General features: G+C 68.9%; 13 protein-coding genes. 5 read left to right on the top strand and 8 right to left on the bottom strand.

All coding sequences use genetic code 11. The annotated features are described in order from the left end of the window. Positions 1-23: 23 nt before the first annotated feature. Positions 24-614: a site-specific integrase gene (locus IEY98_RS16485; protein WP_373292403.1), complete on the bottom strand. Its 591-nt coding sequence runs from the start codon at positions 612-614 to the stop codon at positions 24-26. Between the two features lie 488 nt (positions 615-1,102). Here IEY98_RS16485 and IEY98_RS16480 point away from each other — a divergent pair, with 488 nt between their 5' ends. Further along, the gene (locus tag IEY98_RS16480; RefSeq protein ID WP_189211291.1) at positions 1,103-2,350 is read left to right on the top strand and encodes a serine hydrolase domain-containing protein; all 1,248 of its coding nucleotides are present in this window, start codon (positions 1,103-1,105) and stop codon (positions 2,348-2,350) included. Positions 2,351-3,003: 653 nt separating this feature from the next. Here IEY98_RS16480 and IEY98_RS16475 read toward each other — a convergent pair. After that, entirely contained in the window at positions 3,004-3,642 is a 639-nt protein-coding gene (locus IEY98_RS16475) for a TetR/AcrR family transcriptional regulator (protein ID WP_189211290.1), read from the bottom strand. A gap of 110 nt (positions 3,643-3,752) precedes the next feature. Between IEY98_RS16475 and IEY98_RS16470 the strand changes: the two genes are divergently transcribed. Next, on the top strand, positions 3,753-4,535 hold the full coding sequence (locus tag IEY98_RS16470) for an SDR family NAD(P)-dependent oxidoreductase (RefSeq protein ID WP_189211289.1): 783 nt from the start codon (positions 3,753-3,755) through the stop codon (positions 4,533-4,535). 102 nt (positions 4,536-4,637) lie between these two features. Here the strand turns inward: IEY98_RS16470 and IEY98_RS16465 are convergent, their stop codons facing one another. The 3 genes from IEY98_RS16465 to IEY98_RS16455 form a co-directional block, all read right to left on the bottom strand. Then, positions 4,638-5,225: a PadR family transcriptional regulator gene (locus IEY98_RS16465; protein ID WP_189211288.1), complete on the bottom strand. Its 588-nt coding sequence runs from the start codon at positions 5,223-5,225 to the stop codon at positions 4,638-4,640. Positions 5,226-5,250: 25 nt separating this feature from the next. Next, on the bottom strand, positions 5,251-5,646 hold the full coding sequence (locus IEY98_RS16460) for a VOC family protein (protein WP_229786966.1): 396 nt from the start codon (positions 5,644-5,646) through the stop codon (positions 5,251-5,253). Between the two features lie 243 nt (positions 5,647-5,889). Then, complete coding sequence (locus IEY98_RS16455; RefSeq protein WP_189211287.1) at positions 5,890-6,867, bottom strand: SDR family NAD(P)-dependent oxidoreductase; 978 nt, start codon at positions 6,865-6,867, stop codon at positions 5,890-5,892. 78 nt (positions 6,868-6,945) lie between these two features. Between IEY98_RS16455 and IEY98_RS16450 the strand changes: the two genes are divergently transcribed. Beyond that, entirely contained in the window at positions 6,946-7,653 is a 708-nt protein-coding gene (locus tag IEY98_RS16450) for a TetR/AcrR family transcriptional regulator (RefSeq protein ID WP_229786965.1), read from the top strand. A gap of 429 nt (positions 7,654-8,082) precedes the next feature. Here the strand turns inward: IEY98_RS16450 and IEY98_RS16445 are convergent, their stop codons facing one another. Then, positions 8,083-8,280, bottom strand: a complete 198-nt coding sequence (locus tag IEY98_RS16445) for a hypothetical protein (RefSeq protein WP_189211286.1) — start codon at positions 8,278-8,280, stop codon at positions 8,083-8,085. Positions 8,281-8,533: 253 nt separating this feature from the next. After that, the gene (locus IEY98_RS16440) at positions 8,534-10,969 is read right to left on the bottom strand and encodes an SdrD B-like domain-containing protein (RefSeq protein ID WP_229786964.1); all 2,436 of its coding nucleotides are present in this window, start codon (positions 10,967-10,969) and stop codon (positions 8,534-8,536) included. Positions 10,970-11,175: 206 nt separating this feature from the next. On the opposite strand from IEY98_RS16440, the gene IEY98_RS16435 reads away from it, so the two are divergent. Further along, entirely contained in the window at positions 11,176-11,889 is a 714-nt protein-coding gene (locus tag IEY98_RS16435; RefSeq protein WP_229786963.1) for a hypothetical protein, read from the top strand. Here the strand turns inward: IEY98_RS16435 and IEY98_RS16430 are convergent. Further along, positions 11,882-13,201 (bottom strand): right-handed parallel beta-helix repeat-containing protein, encoded by a 1,320-nt coding sequence (locus IEY98_RS16430; RefSeq protein ID WP_189211284.1) that lies wholly within the window; start codon positions 13,199-13,201, stop codon positions 11,882-11,884. The genes IEY98_RS16435 and IEY98_RS16430 overlap by 8 nt on opposite strands. A gap of 63 nt (positions 13,202-13,264) precedes the next feature. Here IEY98_RS16430 and IEY98_RS16425 point away from each other — a divergent pair, with 63 nt between their 5' ends. Next, on the top strand, positions 13,265-14,395 hold the full coding sequence (locus tag IEY98_RS16425; protein WP_189211283.1) for a Dyp-type peroxidase: 1,131 nt from the start codon (positions 13,265-13,267) through the stop codon (positions 14,393-14,395). Positions 14,396-15,033: the final 638 nt, after the last annotated feature.

The following is a 15,033-nucleotide window of genomic DNA, read 5'->3' as shown; positions in this document are numbered from 1 at the left end:
GCCCGAGTTTGGCGGCTTGAGGGTCAGGTGGTGGAGGTGCCCATGGTGTTGAGGCCGTGTTCGATTCGTTTGCGGGCGGTGTTCTCGAGTCCGGCGATGACCTTGGCGTAGATCTGGAGCAGGACGGTGATGGAGTGTCCTGCCCATTCGGCGACCTGGGCGGCGGGGACGCCGACGGCGAGCCAGAAGGACACGCAGGCGTGGCGCAGGTCGTAGGGTCTGCGGGCGAGGGGTGAGGTGTACTCGTCGGGGGTGAGTGCGGCTTTGCGGGCTTTGTCCCAGGTTCGGGAGAGGGTGGATTCGGCGAGGTCGCCTCCGGTGAGGTTGCGGAAGAGTCGGCCGTCGGCGGTGACGCCGAGGGTGTCGAGGTGGTGGTTGAGGATGCGGGTCAGCGGTGGTGGGCAGGGGACGACCCGTACTTCGCCGACGGCGCGTTGTTTGAGTTGGCGGCGGTCGCGTCGGTTGCCGGTGTCGGTCCAGGATCCGCCGGCGATGGGTGCGGAGTCGGAGAGGGTGATCTCGCCCCATCCTTCGCGTGGTAGTGCCAGGCTGTCTTTGGTGAGTTGGGCGGCTTCCTCGAGCGACCGCGCGTATGTCGATGGGGCGGTTGACATGGGTGGGGTCCGCTTTACCTCAGGAGCCGGTTCCCATCTTCTGAGAGAGGGCGTCGAGGACTGCTTTCAGGATGGACAGGTCCAGTCCGGTGCTGGGGCGCTAACCGCGCCCAGCACCCCGTGAATCAGCGCGATCGGGTGCTGATCACCGGTATGCGCAGGTCGACGGCGGGCAAGGGGGCGGCGGGCTGCTGTACGGCCGAGGGCGGTCAGCTGTCGACCGCGGTGTGGAGGCTGGCCTCCAAAGGTCCTGCAAGCCGGGGCAGCGGATGCAACTGGTCAGCTCAACGCCCTCTTTTAGCTGAGTATCGCAAGTTCACACGGCCGCTTGGATCAGGTGGCTAGCCTTGGCCGTCGCAGTTCAATCGTGGTAGAGACGTCCAGGGGGCCTGATGCGACCGAGCGATTGGTCAGTGGTGTTGGATCAGTTGGACCGTCAGTCGCGATGGCGGGAGGCTTCGCCGGATCGGGTCGGGCTGGTGGAGCTGATGCGGCTCTACGACGTTCCGGCTGTGAGTGTCGCCGCGCGGCAGGACGGCGTTGAGCCGTGGGCGCATGCGTACGGCACAACCATCTCCGGTGGCACGGAGGCGGTGAGCCCGAGCACGATCTTCCAGGCATGCTCGATCAGCAAGCACGTGGCCGCCTTCGGTGCGCTGCGCCTGGTCGATCAAGGTGTGCTGGACCTCGACGAGAACATCGAGGCGTACCTGACGTCATGGCGTCTGCCTGAGTCCGGCGGTTGGCGGCCGGTGGTCACCGTACGGCAATTGTTGGCGCACACGGCCGGGTTGTCCTACAACTGGTTCCGCGGATTCGGCCAAGGTGAGGCGGTGCCGACCATCACCGAGGTGCTGCGCGGACAAGGACCTGCAACGAGCCCCCCGGTTCGGGCGACCATGCTGCCGGGCAGCGGGTTTCGTTATTCGGGTAGCCACTACGCCGTGCTCCAGCAGTTGATGGAGGACGTCACCGGATCAGGGTTCGCCGAGCTGATGCGGTCGCTTGTGCTGGAACCGCTCGGCATGGCCGACAGCAGTTATGACCAGGACTTCCCGCACCGCCACAACCAGGTCGCCCGCGGTCACCACCTGGACGGCACGCCCCTGCGCGGCGGGTGGCGTACGCAACCGGAGCTGGCAGGCGCCGGGCTATGGACCACACCGTCGGACCTGACTCGGGTGGGCGTCGAGATCGCGCACGCCGTGGCCAGTCGTTCCGCGCTGCTGTCGCACGGCCTGGCGACCGAGATGATCACACCCCAGGTGCCGGGCGGCTCCGGCCTGGGTACCTCCGTGGTCGACGACGGCCACCTGCGGTTCGGCCACACCGGCGGCAACGCCGGATACGGCTGTTGGCTGTTCACCTGGCCAGCGACCGACACGACCGTGGCTGTGATGGTCAACAACGAGATGGCCGAGGAGGTCCTCCTGGCCGTGCTCGCCGCCGCTGAACACCACCACGGTCGGACCGGCTCCGCACCACACCGCACACCGGCGGACCTGACTGGCACGTACCTTGCGCGAGACGGCTACACCGTCAGGATCACCAACGATGGTGACAACCTCATCCTCCATGCCCCAGGGCAGCCCCCACTTGGCTTGCGCACTCTGCCGGACGGCCGTTTCCGCGCCATCGCCCTGGATTGCGAACTCACCGTCGTGGCCCGTGACGGCGAGATCGTCCTGCGGTTGCGCCAACAGGACATGACGCTGACCGCGACCCGTCAACCCTGACCGGCACCAGTATCCGCGACCGCTCTCAGAGCCTGCGGCTGGCCCAGGCCAGGGGCACTTGGTCTCGTCCCGTTTCTGTCGGAGGAAGATGAGCGAGATCAATACCCTCGACCTCACCCCAGCCATGCCTCGTGCTCGGCGGGCCAGCAGGTCGCCCTCGACTCGTCGACCTTGTCGGTCGAAGTGGGGAACAGAAGACAGGCGTGAGCAACGCTGCCGCTACGGCAGACCCTCACCCGGACTATCCATGAATCACTGCTTGTGTCGTCCACTACCTCGTGCGCGGGGACGACTTCCCACCGGTACCGGCGGCCTGGTCGCGGAAGCGGTTCCGTTATTCCGGCCAATCCTGGCGCATCCGGCGAACGGGCACTTGCTGGCCGCAGAGGTAGTTGGCTCGAAGAGCCTGAAGCCGCGGCGAGGCAAGGTTTCACCGGTTGGCGGTGTCGCCGGTGGACGGTTGTTGCTTAGTTGACTGATGAGGTGGCTGGTCAGGTCGGTGGCTGTGAGGGAGGCGGCGCTGCGCCGGTCGGTCTCGCACTCCTCCCTCTCGACCAGCCCCTGTGCTCTCAGCGTTCGTTGCGATGCTGGTTCGGTCGGAGCAAACGTTGCCCGGCCCGCCGATCAACCTTCACGTGCTGCGTACGGGTGCTTCAGTTGGTGGTGTTCGCCGCGCCGTATCTGGCTCCCATCATCAGTACGGCCTCGTCCACGACGTGTGCTATCGATGCGTCGTCAGGGGACCAGTCGATGAGCAGCATCCGGGGCCAGAAGACGTAGTTGGAGATCATCCCGAGGAACTGGGTTGCTGCCAGTTCCGTGTCGTCCAGCTTGGCCGTTCCCAGGGCGTTCTCGGTGTCGAGATAGCGGCGCACCGAGTCGAAGTAGGGCATCTTGCCGCGCTCGAAGTGGGCCTTGCCCAACTCGGGGAAGCGCGGCAGTTCGGCGATGACGATGCGGAAGAGCGCCGCCATGCCGGGCCGGGTGAGGAGGGTGACGTACCGGCGGCCGATCGCCGTCAGGCCCGCGCGCAGGTCGCCCGTCGGGGGGCGGAAGTCGTCGCCATCGTCCTCGACTGTCCAGGACTCCGTCACGATCGCGTCGAACAGCGCCGCCTTGGTCGGGAACTGCTTGAACAGAGTCGCCTTCGACACCCCGGCCGCCTCGGCGACCTTGGCCAGTGAGGTGCCTGCGTACCCGGCGTCGAGGAACAGTCGGGTGGCCGCCTCGATGATGGCCGCCCGCTTCTGCTCGGCGACGCGCCGGTGGTAGGGCGAGGGCTCCGTCGTCATGGGCACCACCCTACGGGAGACGAGTCACTTGACTCACCACTCGTTAGATGCGTAGCTTTGGGCGAGGTGAGTCACTCGACTCACCATTGTGAGCAGGGGAGGACCGCGTTATGGGACGCTTCGACAAGCAGACCGTTCTCGTCACCGGTGGCACTGGCGGGCAGGGCACCAGCCACGTTCGGGCCTACCACGAGGAGGGGGCGAACGTTGTCATCGCCGCGCTCTCCGAAGGACCTGGCGAGGAGCTCGCCGCTGAACTCGGCGAGCGGGCACTGTTCGTCCGCCTGGACGTCACCGACGAGGACGCCTGGGCGGCGGCGGTCATCGAGACCGAACGCCGGTTCGGCCCGATCGCGGTTCTGGTCAACAACGCAGGCGTTCAGAACCCCGCGGTGCCGATCGAGGCCATCGAACGGCGGGTCTGGGAGCGCGTACTCGACGTCAACCTCACCGGCGCGTTTCTCGGCATCAAGACCGTGACCCCGTCACTGCGCCGCAACGGCGGCGGAGTGATCGTCAACATCGCCTCCACGATGGCCCACGTCGGCACCTCGCTCTACGCGCCGTACGTGGCCAGCAAGTGGGCGTTGCGCGGGCTCACCAGGACCGCCGCGCTGGAGCTGGGTCGAGACGGCATCCGGGTCAACTCCATCCACCCCGGCGTCATCTCCACCCCGTTGATCAACGAACCGATCGCGGGCCAGCCGCCCATCGCCGACTTCTACTCACCCGAGCCGTACGCCATCCCTCGGTTGGGTACGCCGGCCGACATCACCGCACTCGTCCTCTACCTCACCTCGGCCGACGCCTCGTTCGTCACGGGCTCGGAGTTCGTCGCGGACGGCGGGCTCCTGCTCGGTCCCGCCCTTCAGCCCGACGCGACGGCGGCGTGACCGAATCGCCAGCGACCCTGAACGGCCTGTCGCCTCACCGACGCCACGGCGCTTGGGTGTCTCGCGGAGATTGGCTTGCGTTCGCGCTACTTGATCATGGCCCTACGGTGTTTCAGGGGTCTGCGCCCGATCTTCGCCGGCCATGCGGTACGCGCCCTGCTCCAGGCGGTGGAGGAGGCGGCTTGTCCAGTCCCTGCGGGTGTCCGCGGTGTGCAGCCACAGCCCGATGACGTCGCCGACCGGGCCCCAGGTGTCCAGGTCGGCGCCGGGGGGCAGGTGCGCGGTGATGGCGGCCCGCCACTCGTTCATGGTCTGCAGGCGCTGCCGCAGCAGGGCGATGGCCTCGGCGCGGGGGAGGTCCTCGATGAGTCCGACCGCCGCGGCGAGCAGGTCGAGTCGTGGGTCGCGGTTGGTGAGTGCGGTGCGGAGCAGGTCGAGGTACGCCTGTTCACCGGCGTCGGTCACCGTGTACTCCATGCGCGGCGGTCCGCCTGCCGTGCTCGGTGTGGTGTCGTGCATGACCAGCAGACCTTGTCCGGTCATGGCCTTGAGGGCGTGGTAGACCGACCCGGAGGTGGCACGGGCCCATTCGTGCGCGCCCCAAGCCTCCAGATCGGCGAGTACCTGGTAGCCGTGTGCCTGGCCCCGCCGCCGCACCGCGCCGAGCACGAGCAGTCGAACCGCCGACATGGACCGTCCTCTCCTGGTTCCGCGCTCAGGCAGCAGGCTGCCTTGAGCTGAGCCACCAGAGTGTGCCGAACGGGTCGACGACCCCGCCCATCCGGCTGCCGTCGCCCTGCGCCGTGATCTCCATGGCAGGCGTGGCTCCGGCGGAGACCGCGCGGGTGAAGGCGGTGTCGGGATCGGGCAGCGTGGCCCACAGTTGCACGTGGACCGGTTCGGACGGTGAGCTGAGGCACCGCTCACCGTGTGCGCCGGAGTCGGCGAAGAACACCACGCTGTCGCCGATCCGTGCCTCCGCGTGCATCACCCGCTCCGGGTCGGCAGGCAGGGGCAGGACGTTGCTCACCTCCGCGTCGAACGCGTTCCTCAGGAACTCGGCATAGGTGTTCGCGCTGTCCACCATCACGTAGGGCGTCACCGGCGGCATACCCACCTCCTCCGACTAACCAAATTTGGTTACAGAGACGCTACCACCCGGACGGCCAACTAGCCAAATTTAGTTAGCTCGGCCCTGGGGCTGCGGGGCCAGCCCTCTCTCGGCATGTAGGGACGGCAGTGACCGCGTCGACCGGACGATGTCAGCGGAGGGGCACGTCGGGCGTCGGCGCAGGTGATCGTCTGCTCGGCCATCCCTTCGACATCACGCGCTCGGGCCGGCGGCCGGATCCGCTCAGCTCTTGTCGAGTTGGGCGTTGACCATCGCCTCGAATTCGTCGCGGCCTCGGATGCCCAAGGCGGCGCCGAGTGCGGTCGCCAGCCGGTCGAACGGGTCCTCCAGCGGCAGTGCCGCCATGTTGTCCGCGAGTTCGGGAACCGTCCAGAGTTCGCCGTCCTTGTCGATCTGCGCACCGCTCGTCCAGCCGTGGTTGACCGCGATCGAGCCGCCGCGCACCGACAGCACCTGTCCGGTCAGTGCGCAGCCCTCGCTGACCAGGTACGCGACGAGCGGGGCCACCACGGCAGGGTCCTTCGGGTCCAGTTCCCCGGCTGGCGGTGTCCGGTCCATGCCCGGCACCGGGTCGGTCAGCCGGGTGCGCACCATCGATGGGCTGACGCAGTTCACCCGGACCCCCATCCGCCGCAGTTCCAGCGCGTGCACGGTGGTCATCGCCGCGACTCCGGCGTTCGCCGCCGCGTAGTTCGTCTGCGTGGGCAGGGGATTGAGCAGACCGGAGCCCGAGGCGGTGTTGACGATCGCGCGGTCGGTGCGCACTCCTTCGTCCACCCGCCCGCGCCAGTACGCGGCGGCCCAGCGGCTCACCGCGAAGGTCCCCTTCAGCTTGACCGCCACGACGTCGTCGAACTCCGCTTCGGTCAGCCGTTCGAGCCCTTTGTTGACCTCGATGGTGGCGTTGTTGACCACCGCGTGCAGATCGCCGAACTCCGCGACGGCCAGCTCCACCATGCGTCGGGCGTCCGCCCACTCGGCGACGCTGCCGGTGTCGGCCACCGCTCGCCCGCCTCGCGCGCGGATCTCGTCGACCACAGCGGCGGCGACGCTCTCGTCACCCCCACGCCCGTCGATCTCCACGCCGGGGTCGTTCACGACCACGTTCGCGCCGCAGGCCGTCAGGTACAGCGCCTCCGCCCGTCCGATCCCTCGTCCGGCACCGGTCACCAGCACCGTCCGTCCGGTCAACCCGTCCATCACGACACCTCTCTCCGCGCTCAACGTCCTCCGGTCGAGCATTGGTGCACTCAGTGTACTCATTTACTCAGTGCATTGATGTCCGTGGTGCACTATGCTCGCCCTGTGTCAGGCGAAGTCGGACGTCGTGAACGCAAGAAGCAGCTCACTCGGCAGGCGCTGGTCAACGCGGCCGTCCGCCTGTTCACCGAACAGGGCTACGACCAGACGAGCGTGGCTGACATCGCGGAAGCCGCCGACGTCAGCAAGCGCACCTTCTTCCTGCACTTCGCCACCAAGGAGGACGTGCTGCTTGCCGACGGCAGCACCAGGATCGACCTGGCCGTGCGGGCCATCGAGGGACGGCGACCCGACGCGCCGATGCGCGAGGTGCTGGCCGAGGCGACGAAGACCATGATCGCCAACACCGCCGCCGGTGACCTGCCGAACGGACTGGCGGCGCTCCGCGCCCGGCTGGTGGTGACCACGCCCGCCGTTCAGGCCCGCGTGCTGCACACCATGTTCACCGCGCAGACCCGAATCGCCGCGGCGCTGCGCAGGGCGTACCCGGACACGCTCGACGAGATCACCGCGGCAGGTGTCGTCGGCGCGCTGACGGGTGCCATCAGCGCCGCCGCCGTCGCCAGCCTCCAACTCGGCGAACCGCCCGAGCGGACCCGCGCCGCGATGCAGCACGCGGCCGGGATCGCACTGCACTACATCGAATCACTCGACACGCCCGACCCCGCCGCTCCCCGGGCTTCCGGCGGAGCGAAGGCAACCCCACGCGCCGATGACCGGCATTAGGTCCCGCTACCGACTGCCCTGACCTCCACCACACATTCGGAGCAGATGCCTGACGAAGTTTCCGCTGCACTTGACCGAATGATCATTGAGTGGTCATCTGCACCCGGAAGCGGACAAGTGCGCGGCGGAACCTACAGTGGTGTCCTTTCCCCTGTAAATGAGCACTTTGGCGGCTTCCAGCTGCTTCCGTGGTAGTTGACCACTGCTGGTGTTTCCTTCCGCAGTGGTTGATCGCTGGCCTTGGTTCTCGCTTCGTGGCGATGGCGAGGTGTTGTTGGGTGTCGGGGTGATCGAGTGCTGTGCGGCGGCTGCGGCCACTAAACGGGGCAGGTGCGCGAGGTCTCCGATGCGGAGCGCTATTGATCATGGCGAGGACCTCGTAGGAGCCGCCAGCTGGCAACTCAGGTGCCATGAGGTCGATCGCGGTCATCAGGGCGGTTCGTGAGTTCGTTGTCCCGCATTGGAGTGATGGCCCTGGTGATTTCGCGATAAGAGTGGAGCATCGGATACCACGCTGAGCTCGATCGTCGCGATCATGCTGTGGCGAAGTCTGTGCAGGCGCAGATCGTCGCCGTGGTGACCGAGCACGATGCGGGTGTGGTCGTGTCGAAGGCCGTAGATCTTCATCGACCACGCCTCAACCGCGTTTGGTGGCCACCATGCATGGTGTCGGTCCGCGTGAAGTGGCGGACCCGCCCGGCCGTGCGTCCGACAGACAACTGCACGCCTAGGCCGTCGGCGAGGGTGCCGAGAGGATGGACCGGTCCCGTCGGCGAGGAGCGCCCACCCTGGCCGGGCCTCGTGGCAGCCACGCGCCGTAGTGCGAAGAGGCTCTGTCTGCCCGCCCGCGTGAGGTAGTTGCGGGCGGGCAGACGTGGGTTCAGCCCTGTCCGGTTCGGCGTTTGCGGCTCAGGAACACGAGTGCCGCGCCTGCGGTCAGGACCAGGACACCGAGGAGTGCCAACCACGGTAGGTGCGACGAGACGCCGGTCGAGGGCAGCGAGCCCGGGTCCTTGCCTGCCGGGATCGTCGTCGTGGGTGCGGGTGGCGCGGATGTCGTCGGGGTGGTGGTCGGCTGGGGCTGGGGGATGTGCACGCCCGCGTCGATCGTGTGATCGACCTCTCCGGGGTTGTCCGGCGCCGTGACGGGCGCGTAGCCGTTGCACAGCTGTCCACGGGTCGGCGGGACCACGTTGGAGTCGTGCACCCGGTCGGTGCCGACCACCGGGAGGGTGAAGCGCAGGTCGGCAGCGCGCGGCTGCCGCGGCACGTTTCTGGTGTCCGCGGTGCAGACGTTGAACTGCACGGTGTACTTCGCGCCTGGTGTGAGTTCGTAGGCGGCGCCGACGCCGCCGAAGTAGTACTCGCCCGCCGCGTCGGTCTTGGTGGTGGCGACCTGGGCGCCGGTGTCGTCGAGGAGGTTGATCGTCGCGTCCGGCAGGCGCACGTCCGCCGGGTCCTGGACGCCGTTGCGATCCCCGTCGAACCACACCAGGTTGCCGATCTGGATCGGCGCGTTGGCCGCCTGGTAGGCGATGGCCCCGAGCCCGCCGGACTTGCCGAACCCGTTGCTCGGTCGCCGACCGACGAACTCGTACGCGTTGGCCTTGGGGTTGTTGCCGGGGCCCTCACCGGTCGCGATCCGGTAGTAACCGGTGCCGCCGGTGGCGACGTTGACCGTCGGGTCCATCTGCGTGCTGACCGCCCACTCCAACTGCGGGATGTAGGCAACCGACCCCTGCGCGGCCTCCTGGTGCGCCGCCCGTCCCGCGGGGCCCTGCTGGGAGAAGTAGTCGCCGGGGAAGTACTCGGCCACGCCGCCGCTCTGCTGGCCGTCGTCGAGTTCGTTCGTGTGGTCGGGACAGCCTCCGGTGCCTTCCCACGAGTACCCGCCAGCGGGATTGGCGCAGGCCATGACGATGTCGCCGCCGGAGAAGCCGTTCTCCGGGGTGTTGTCGCCCGGACGCGGGTCCAGACCGCCCCAGCCCACCACGTCCATGAAGCGGTCCCGGAAGCCGATGATCATCGACCCGTCGCGCGCGAAGGCCATGCTGGCCAGTTGCGGCTGCGGATCGATCAGGGCGCCGGAGCCGGTCACGTCGTGCTCGTCCCAGGACGCCAGGTCGGTGTTCCAGGGGTTCCACCCGTTGGTCTGGCCGGGGACGGAGCGGCCCGCGAGCACCTCGCCCCGCTCGATGGTCAGCGGCTGGGTCAACACCGTCGTGAACCGGGTGCCGTCATAGGAGTAGACGACGGCTTTGAGGTCCGCGCGGTCCTGAGTGCTCTCCGCGCTGCACACACCCCCGACGTACAGCTTGCCGTCGTGCGCGGCGACCGAGAACGGCCGCCAGTCGGTGGGCGCCGCACACCCCGGGTCCGGTATGGGCACCGTGGACTCAGGGGCCGAGGCGCTGGCGCCGGTGGCGTCGAAGCTGACCAGGCTGCGCGCCAACAGGTTCACCGCGTACAGGGTGGCGCCGTCCTCCGTCAGGGCGAGACCGCCGATGCTCTCCTTTCCGGGCGCGTCGGTGAATCCCGCGTCCTTGATGATGTTCGCGGTGTCGTGCGGCGTGACCGCCGCGCCCGGCACCTTCGCGAACAGGGTCGGCGCGCCGTCGCCGTCGACCGGCACGGTGTAGATCGCGTTCCCGCCCTCCGGCCCGTACAGCGTGAGCCGTCGGGCGAACGCGCTCTGGAACAGCCTGCGCCGGTCCTTGTCGTATGCCAGCCCGAAGGTCGTGCCCACCTGCGCCTGCGTGGCGAGAGTGGTCGGGCACGCGATGTCCTCCGGGCACGTGCCGCGGGTATCGATGCCGAACGCCACCAGCGCGCGGGTGTCCGTGCCGTTGCCGCCGTTCTGGACCGGCACGAAATAACGGGAGTCGGGAAGGGCGTAGTGCGCGGGGTTCCAGACCGCGGTGATCACCGAGTCGTCCTCGCCGTCCGACACGTCGACGAACGTGGTGAAGCTGTCGAAATGGTTGGCCGCGGTCGAGGCGGGCGCCGCCTGGAGGTACTCGCGGTAGGGCGGCGGAATAGTGACGTCGACTCGATAATGTCCGCCGGAGAGGGCGTCGGACGGGGGGAGCACGACTTTCCCGGTGGCGTCGGTGACGCCGGTGACGCGGTGGCCTTCGGGGTCGGAGATGTCGACGCGCATGCCCTGCTGCGGCACGTCCATCGTCGTGTTGATCACGCCGGTGCCGAAGAAGTCGCGCAGGACCTGGACGGTCAGCGTGCCGTCGGTCGTGGACGCGGCCGCCGTCCCGGTGATCCCGCTGCCGGTCAGCAGCAGCGCGGCCAGCCCCACCCGCACCGGTCGCCCTCTTCGCGTCCGGGTTCTCCGGCTCATCGCATCCCCTAGTGGAAGTCGTGGTGGACAGTCACAGACAACCAGAACGACGTCGCGTCAGCGGCCGCGCAATGGGTGAATCAGGGGGGTGAAATCTCGGACCCCTGTTAGCATCGGCCCGCGTGCGCACTATGCGAATCCGGCAGCGCCGGTCGTCAGGTCCGCGCCGGATGGTCGCTGTCGGCGTCGCGGCGGTCGTAGCGGTCGGGCTGACCGCGTTCCTGGTGCTCGGTTCCGGTGGGGAATCCACGGGTCCCCGTGCGCTGACCTCGGACGAGGCGAATCGGCTTGCGATCGCGCGGTTCCGTAACCACGAGGCGGGCGGCCGGGCGGTGACGATCACCGTGCCGACCACCGCGGGCGGCCTGGTCATCACCGGGTCCATCGATTACCGAGCCGGGCTCGGTTATGGCGTGGTGCAAGGCATCGGGCGAGATACCTCCAGTGACGGCCTGATCCAGTGGAGCGCCACTACCGTGTTCGTTCACCCGATGGTGGACGCCCCGGCGCAGGCGCCTCCATCGCCGCCCGAGACCGGTTGGCACCAACGCCCGTTGCGGACGTCCGGCAGTTCGCTGGACAGTGCGCTGCTCATCGCGGTCAGCCTCGGCAGCGACCGGCCGGACAACGCCGAACTGCTGCCGCAGAACGGCGCGGCCTGGGTCGGCGAGGATCAGGTCGGCGACCACGAGGTCGACATCATGAGCGGCCCTGCCGCACGCGGAAGGGCGCGCACCGCGGGAAACGTCCGCTACTGGGTCGACTCGATCGGGACCATGCACCGGGTCCAGGCGGATGTGGATTCCGAGCCGCAGCCGGTCGTCATCGAGTTCGACGCCCGGGAGCACCTCCCGGTCCAGCCGGTGCCCGGGCTCGTCAACTAGGCAGGTCCCGCACCACGGCGAGATCGGCGAACAGCGACGTCGGCGGCAGCGGGATCGCCCCGACGTCCGGCAGTGCGGGAACGGCGGGAACGGTGGTGGCGCCGTCGGCGCTCGGGAGCTGGGGCTGCGCGACAGGCGCGGCCACCTCGGTGAACGGAATGCCTCGGGGCGCGGTCGGGCTCGCCCATGTGCCGGACGGCGTGGGCCGGTCGGTGGCCGGGCACGACGCGGCCGCGAGGAGCTGGTCGGGCACCACCCTCGCGAGCTCGTTGCCGCGCAGGCAGTTGCCCCGACCCCGGGCGGCGGTGGGAAACGTCCAGCCGACGTCGACGCCGTTCCCGGTGAAGGTGTTGCCCACGATCCGGTTGCCGTTGGCGGGGATGTCGGCGGTCGCGGTGATCACGAGCCCCGCGTCGGCGTTGCCGTGGACGCGGTTGCGGACGACCTCGTTCTCGCTGCCGCCGTCGATGCCGATGCCGATGCCCCACCCGCCGTCGGCCTGTTCGGGCGTCGACGCCTGCTGGTTCGCCGCGATCAGGTTGCCCACGACGTGGGCACGTTCCTGCGGGAGCAGCTTCTCCTGGTGATCGGAGTTCATGGTGAGCCCGACTCGGTTTCCGACGAGGCGGTTGCGGACCACGTACATGTCGCCGCTGGCGTTCGTGCCTTCATAGCCGACCGCGTTGAGCTCGGCGACGTTGTCCCGCACCACGATGCGGCAAGGCTTGCACTGCCCGACGTAGATCCCGGAGTCGGCGGAGCCCGACGCGTACGAGTGCTCGATGACACCGTCCTGGGCCGAGAACGCGTAGATGCCGTACAGCCCGTTGCGGGTGGCCGTGACGTGGGAGACCAGGAACGACTTCAGGAAGCGGACCGGCTCGTCTCCGGCGTCGTAGCCGCCGCTGCCCGGCGTTCCGCTGGCCGCCGCCGCCGAACCGGTGACCAGCACGCCGTTCTGCGTGTTGTTCCGCACGGTCAGGTTCTCCACGGCCACCCCGGGCGCGGTGACCACGATGCCGTTCGGCTGCCGCAGCTGTCCGTCGATGACGACCGTGTCCCGGGACTCACCGCGCAGGGTGATCTGGGCCGTGTCGACCCTGACCGACTCGTGGTAGACGCCCGGTGCGACCAGGACGAGGTCTCCGGGCCGGGCGAGCGACACCGCCGCGGAGATCGTCGGGGCGTCGGCAGGCACGCGGATCGTCACGTGCTCGCCCGCCGGTCGACTGCCCGTCTCCGGGGCGGCGCCACAGGCCGCCAGCACCAACGCGGGCGCCGCCACGATCGCGGCGAGACCGGAACGAAGCATGGACGCAGTCTGGCACGGGCTGCGGATTCGCCTGCCCGAGGGTGAATCTGGCACGCTCCAGCCATGCGCCGAGTTGAGGACCACGCGTCTCGCCGCGCCTTCCTCGGTGCGGGCGCCGCGCTGACCGCGGGCCTCGCCGCGGGGTGCGGACCGAGGGATCGGCGTGATCCTCCCGCGTCGACGTCGGTGCCGCCGACGGGTCAGCACCAGGCGGGCATCGTGCGTCCCCGCGAAGCCCAGCCCAACCTGCTGGTCGTGGTGGCCGATGTCGGGGACGAAGTCGCCGTCGGCCCGCTGTTGGCCGAACTCGGCGAGGCCATCCGCACGCTCACCGCGGGAACCGACGCGCGACTGCTGGGCCTGCCGCCCGGCGACCTGACGATCACGGTCGGGGTCGGTCCCCGATTGGTGCGCCTGGCCGGTCCTTCCCTGCCCGGCACAACGGACCTCCCGGAATTCGACCGTGAGCGGATCAGTCCGGCCGCGCGTGGCGGCGACCTGCTGCTGCAGGTCTGCGCGGGAGACGCGGTCGTCCCGTCAGTCGCCGCGGCCGCGTTGCTGGACCAGGCCGGTGACCGGATACGCGAACGCTGGCGCCAGGCCGGACGCCGCGGTTCCACCGTTGCGGTGAACCAAGACCTCACCGCGCCACGCAACGTGTTCGGCTTCCTCGACGGCATCGTCGGCCCGCACACCACCGCCCAACAGCGGCGTGATCTCTGGCTGGCCGGACCACCCCCGGTCGCGGGCGGCACCATCGCCGTGCTCCGACGCATGGAGCTGGACCTGCGGCGGTTCGCCACGTTGTCGGTCAGCGACCAGGAAGCTGTCTTCGGCCGACGCCGGGACACCGGCGCGCCGCTGTCCGGCGGCACCATCGCCTCCGACCCCGATCTCAGCGCCAAGACACCGGACGGTCGCTACCTCATCCCCGCGGACGCCCACCTCCGCAGGGCCCACCCCGCCACGGTCGGCGTCGGTCTCATGCTCCGCCGCTCCTACAGCATCGACGAGCCCGCCCCCGGCCTGCTCTTCATCAGCTTCCAGAACGACATCCGCACGTTCACCAACACCCTCACCCGTATGGACGACGGCGACGCGCTGCTGTCGTTCACCACCACCACTGCCAGCGCGACCTTCCTGATCCTGCCGGGCTTCGATCAACTACCACTCGGCGCCACGATGTTCGATTAGAGGCGAATCGGCGGGGCATGCCGGGTGGTGCACCGGTAGCGTGACGGGGCGAACGCGTGGCGGCAGTGCCCTTTACGTCGGGAAGTTGTTGCTGGAGCACGAGACGGGTGGCCCGCTGCGAAGCTGGTCGGCCTCCGCGGGCACGGACAAGCGCCTGCGAGGAGGTGAGTGGCGCTCGTAGCCGCGGGCGCGTCTATCCGGGCCCCTCGATTTGAGGAATGGAGTTCGCAGGAGATGACGAGGTCGACGAGCCGGCACCCTTAATTGGAACCGGCGGCCACGGATCGGCGCAATGCGACTTGTAACGACCGGTCCACTTGCTCCACTGGGGTTCCCAGCACCTCGCAGACGGCGTGATCAGCAGGCGGGGCGCAACCGAGCCACCGAAGGGCTTCTGGCCGTGCTGCGGGCCAACGCGGCCCGCCTCGCCGGTAGGGGCTCGTACGGTGCGCTCGCGCCGAGCAAGGGGCAAGCCCGGAATGCGCCGGGCCCGCTCGCCAGACAGACGTTCTTGTCGCTGCGCTATAGACCGTCGCTGCTTAACCCTGCACCGAGCAGTGCAATGCCGTCGACGTCATCCCACCCGTCGACATCAAGTCGCCGCCGAGCTGGTTGGCCAAGTGATCATCCTCTTCACC

Source organism: Actinokineospora fastidiosa, assembly GCF_014648415.1.
In the GTDB taxonomy this organism is placed as follows: Bacteria; Actinomycetota; Actinomycetes; order Mycobacteriales; family Pseudonocardiaceae; genus Actinokineospora; species Actinokineospora fastidiosa.
This window is presented reverse-complemented; position numbering and strand designations above follow the sequence as displayed.

Coding starts and splice junctions, on each gene's coding strand:
- IEY98_RS16460 (WP_229786966.1), bottom strand. CDS start 5,646: ATGCCGCCGGTGACGCCCTACGTGATGGTGGACAGCGCGAACACCTAT.
- IEY98_RS16450 (WP_229786965.1), top strand. CDS start 6,946: ATGTCCGTGGTGCACTATGCTCGCCCTGTGTCAGGCGAAGTCGGACGT.
- IEY98_RS16470 (WP_189211289.1), top strand. CDS start 3,753: ATGGGACGCTTCGACAAGCAGACCGTTCTCGTCACCGGTGGCACTGGC.
- IEY98_RS16485 (WP_373292403.1), bottom strand. CDS start 614: ATGTCAACCGCCCCATCGACATACGCGCGGTCGCTCGAGGAAGCCGCC.
- IEY98_RS16435 (WP_229786963.1), top strand. CDS start 11,176: ATGGTCGCTGTCGGCGTCGCGGCGGTCGTAGCGGTCGGGCTGACCGCG.
- IEY98_RS16475 (WP_189211290.1), bottom strand. CDS start 3,642: ATGACGACGGAGCCCTCGCCCTACCACCGGCGCGTCGCCGAGCAGAAG.
- IEY98_RS16480 (WP_189211291.1), top strand. CDS start 1,103: ATGCGGCTCTACGACGTTCCGGCTGTGAGTGTCGCCGCGCGGCAGGAC.
- IEY98_RS16455 (WP_189211287.1), bottom strand. CDS start 6,867: ATGGACGGGTTGACCGGACGGACGGTGCTGGTGACCGGTGCCGGACGA.
- IEY98_RS16445 (WP_189211286.1), bottom strand. CDS start 8,280: ATGAAGATCTACGGCCTTCGACACGACCACACCCGCATCGTGCTCGGT.
- IEY98_RS16430 (WP_189211284.1), bottom strand. CDS start 13,201: ATGCTTCGTTCCGGTCTCGCCGCGATCGTGGCGGCGCCCGCGTTGGTG.
- IEY98_RS16425 (WP_189211283.1), top strand. CDS start 13,265: ATGCGCCGAGTTGAGGACCACGCGTCTCGCCGCGCCTTCCTCGGTGCG.
- IEY98_RS16465 (WP_189211288.1), bottom strand. CDS start 5,225: ATGTCGGCGGTTCGACTGCTCGTGCTCGGCGCGGTGCGGCGGCGGGGC.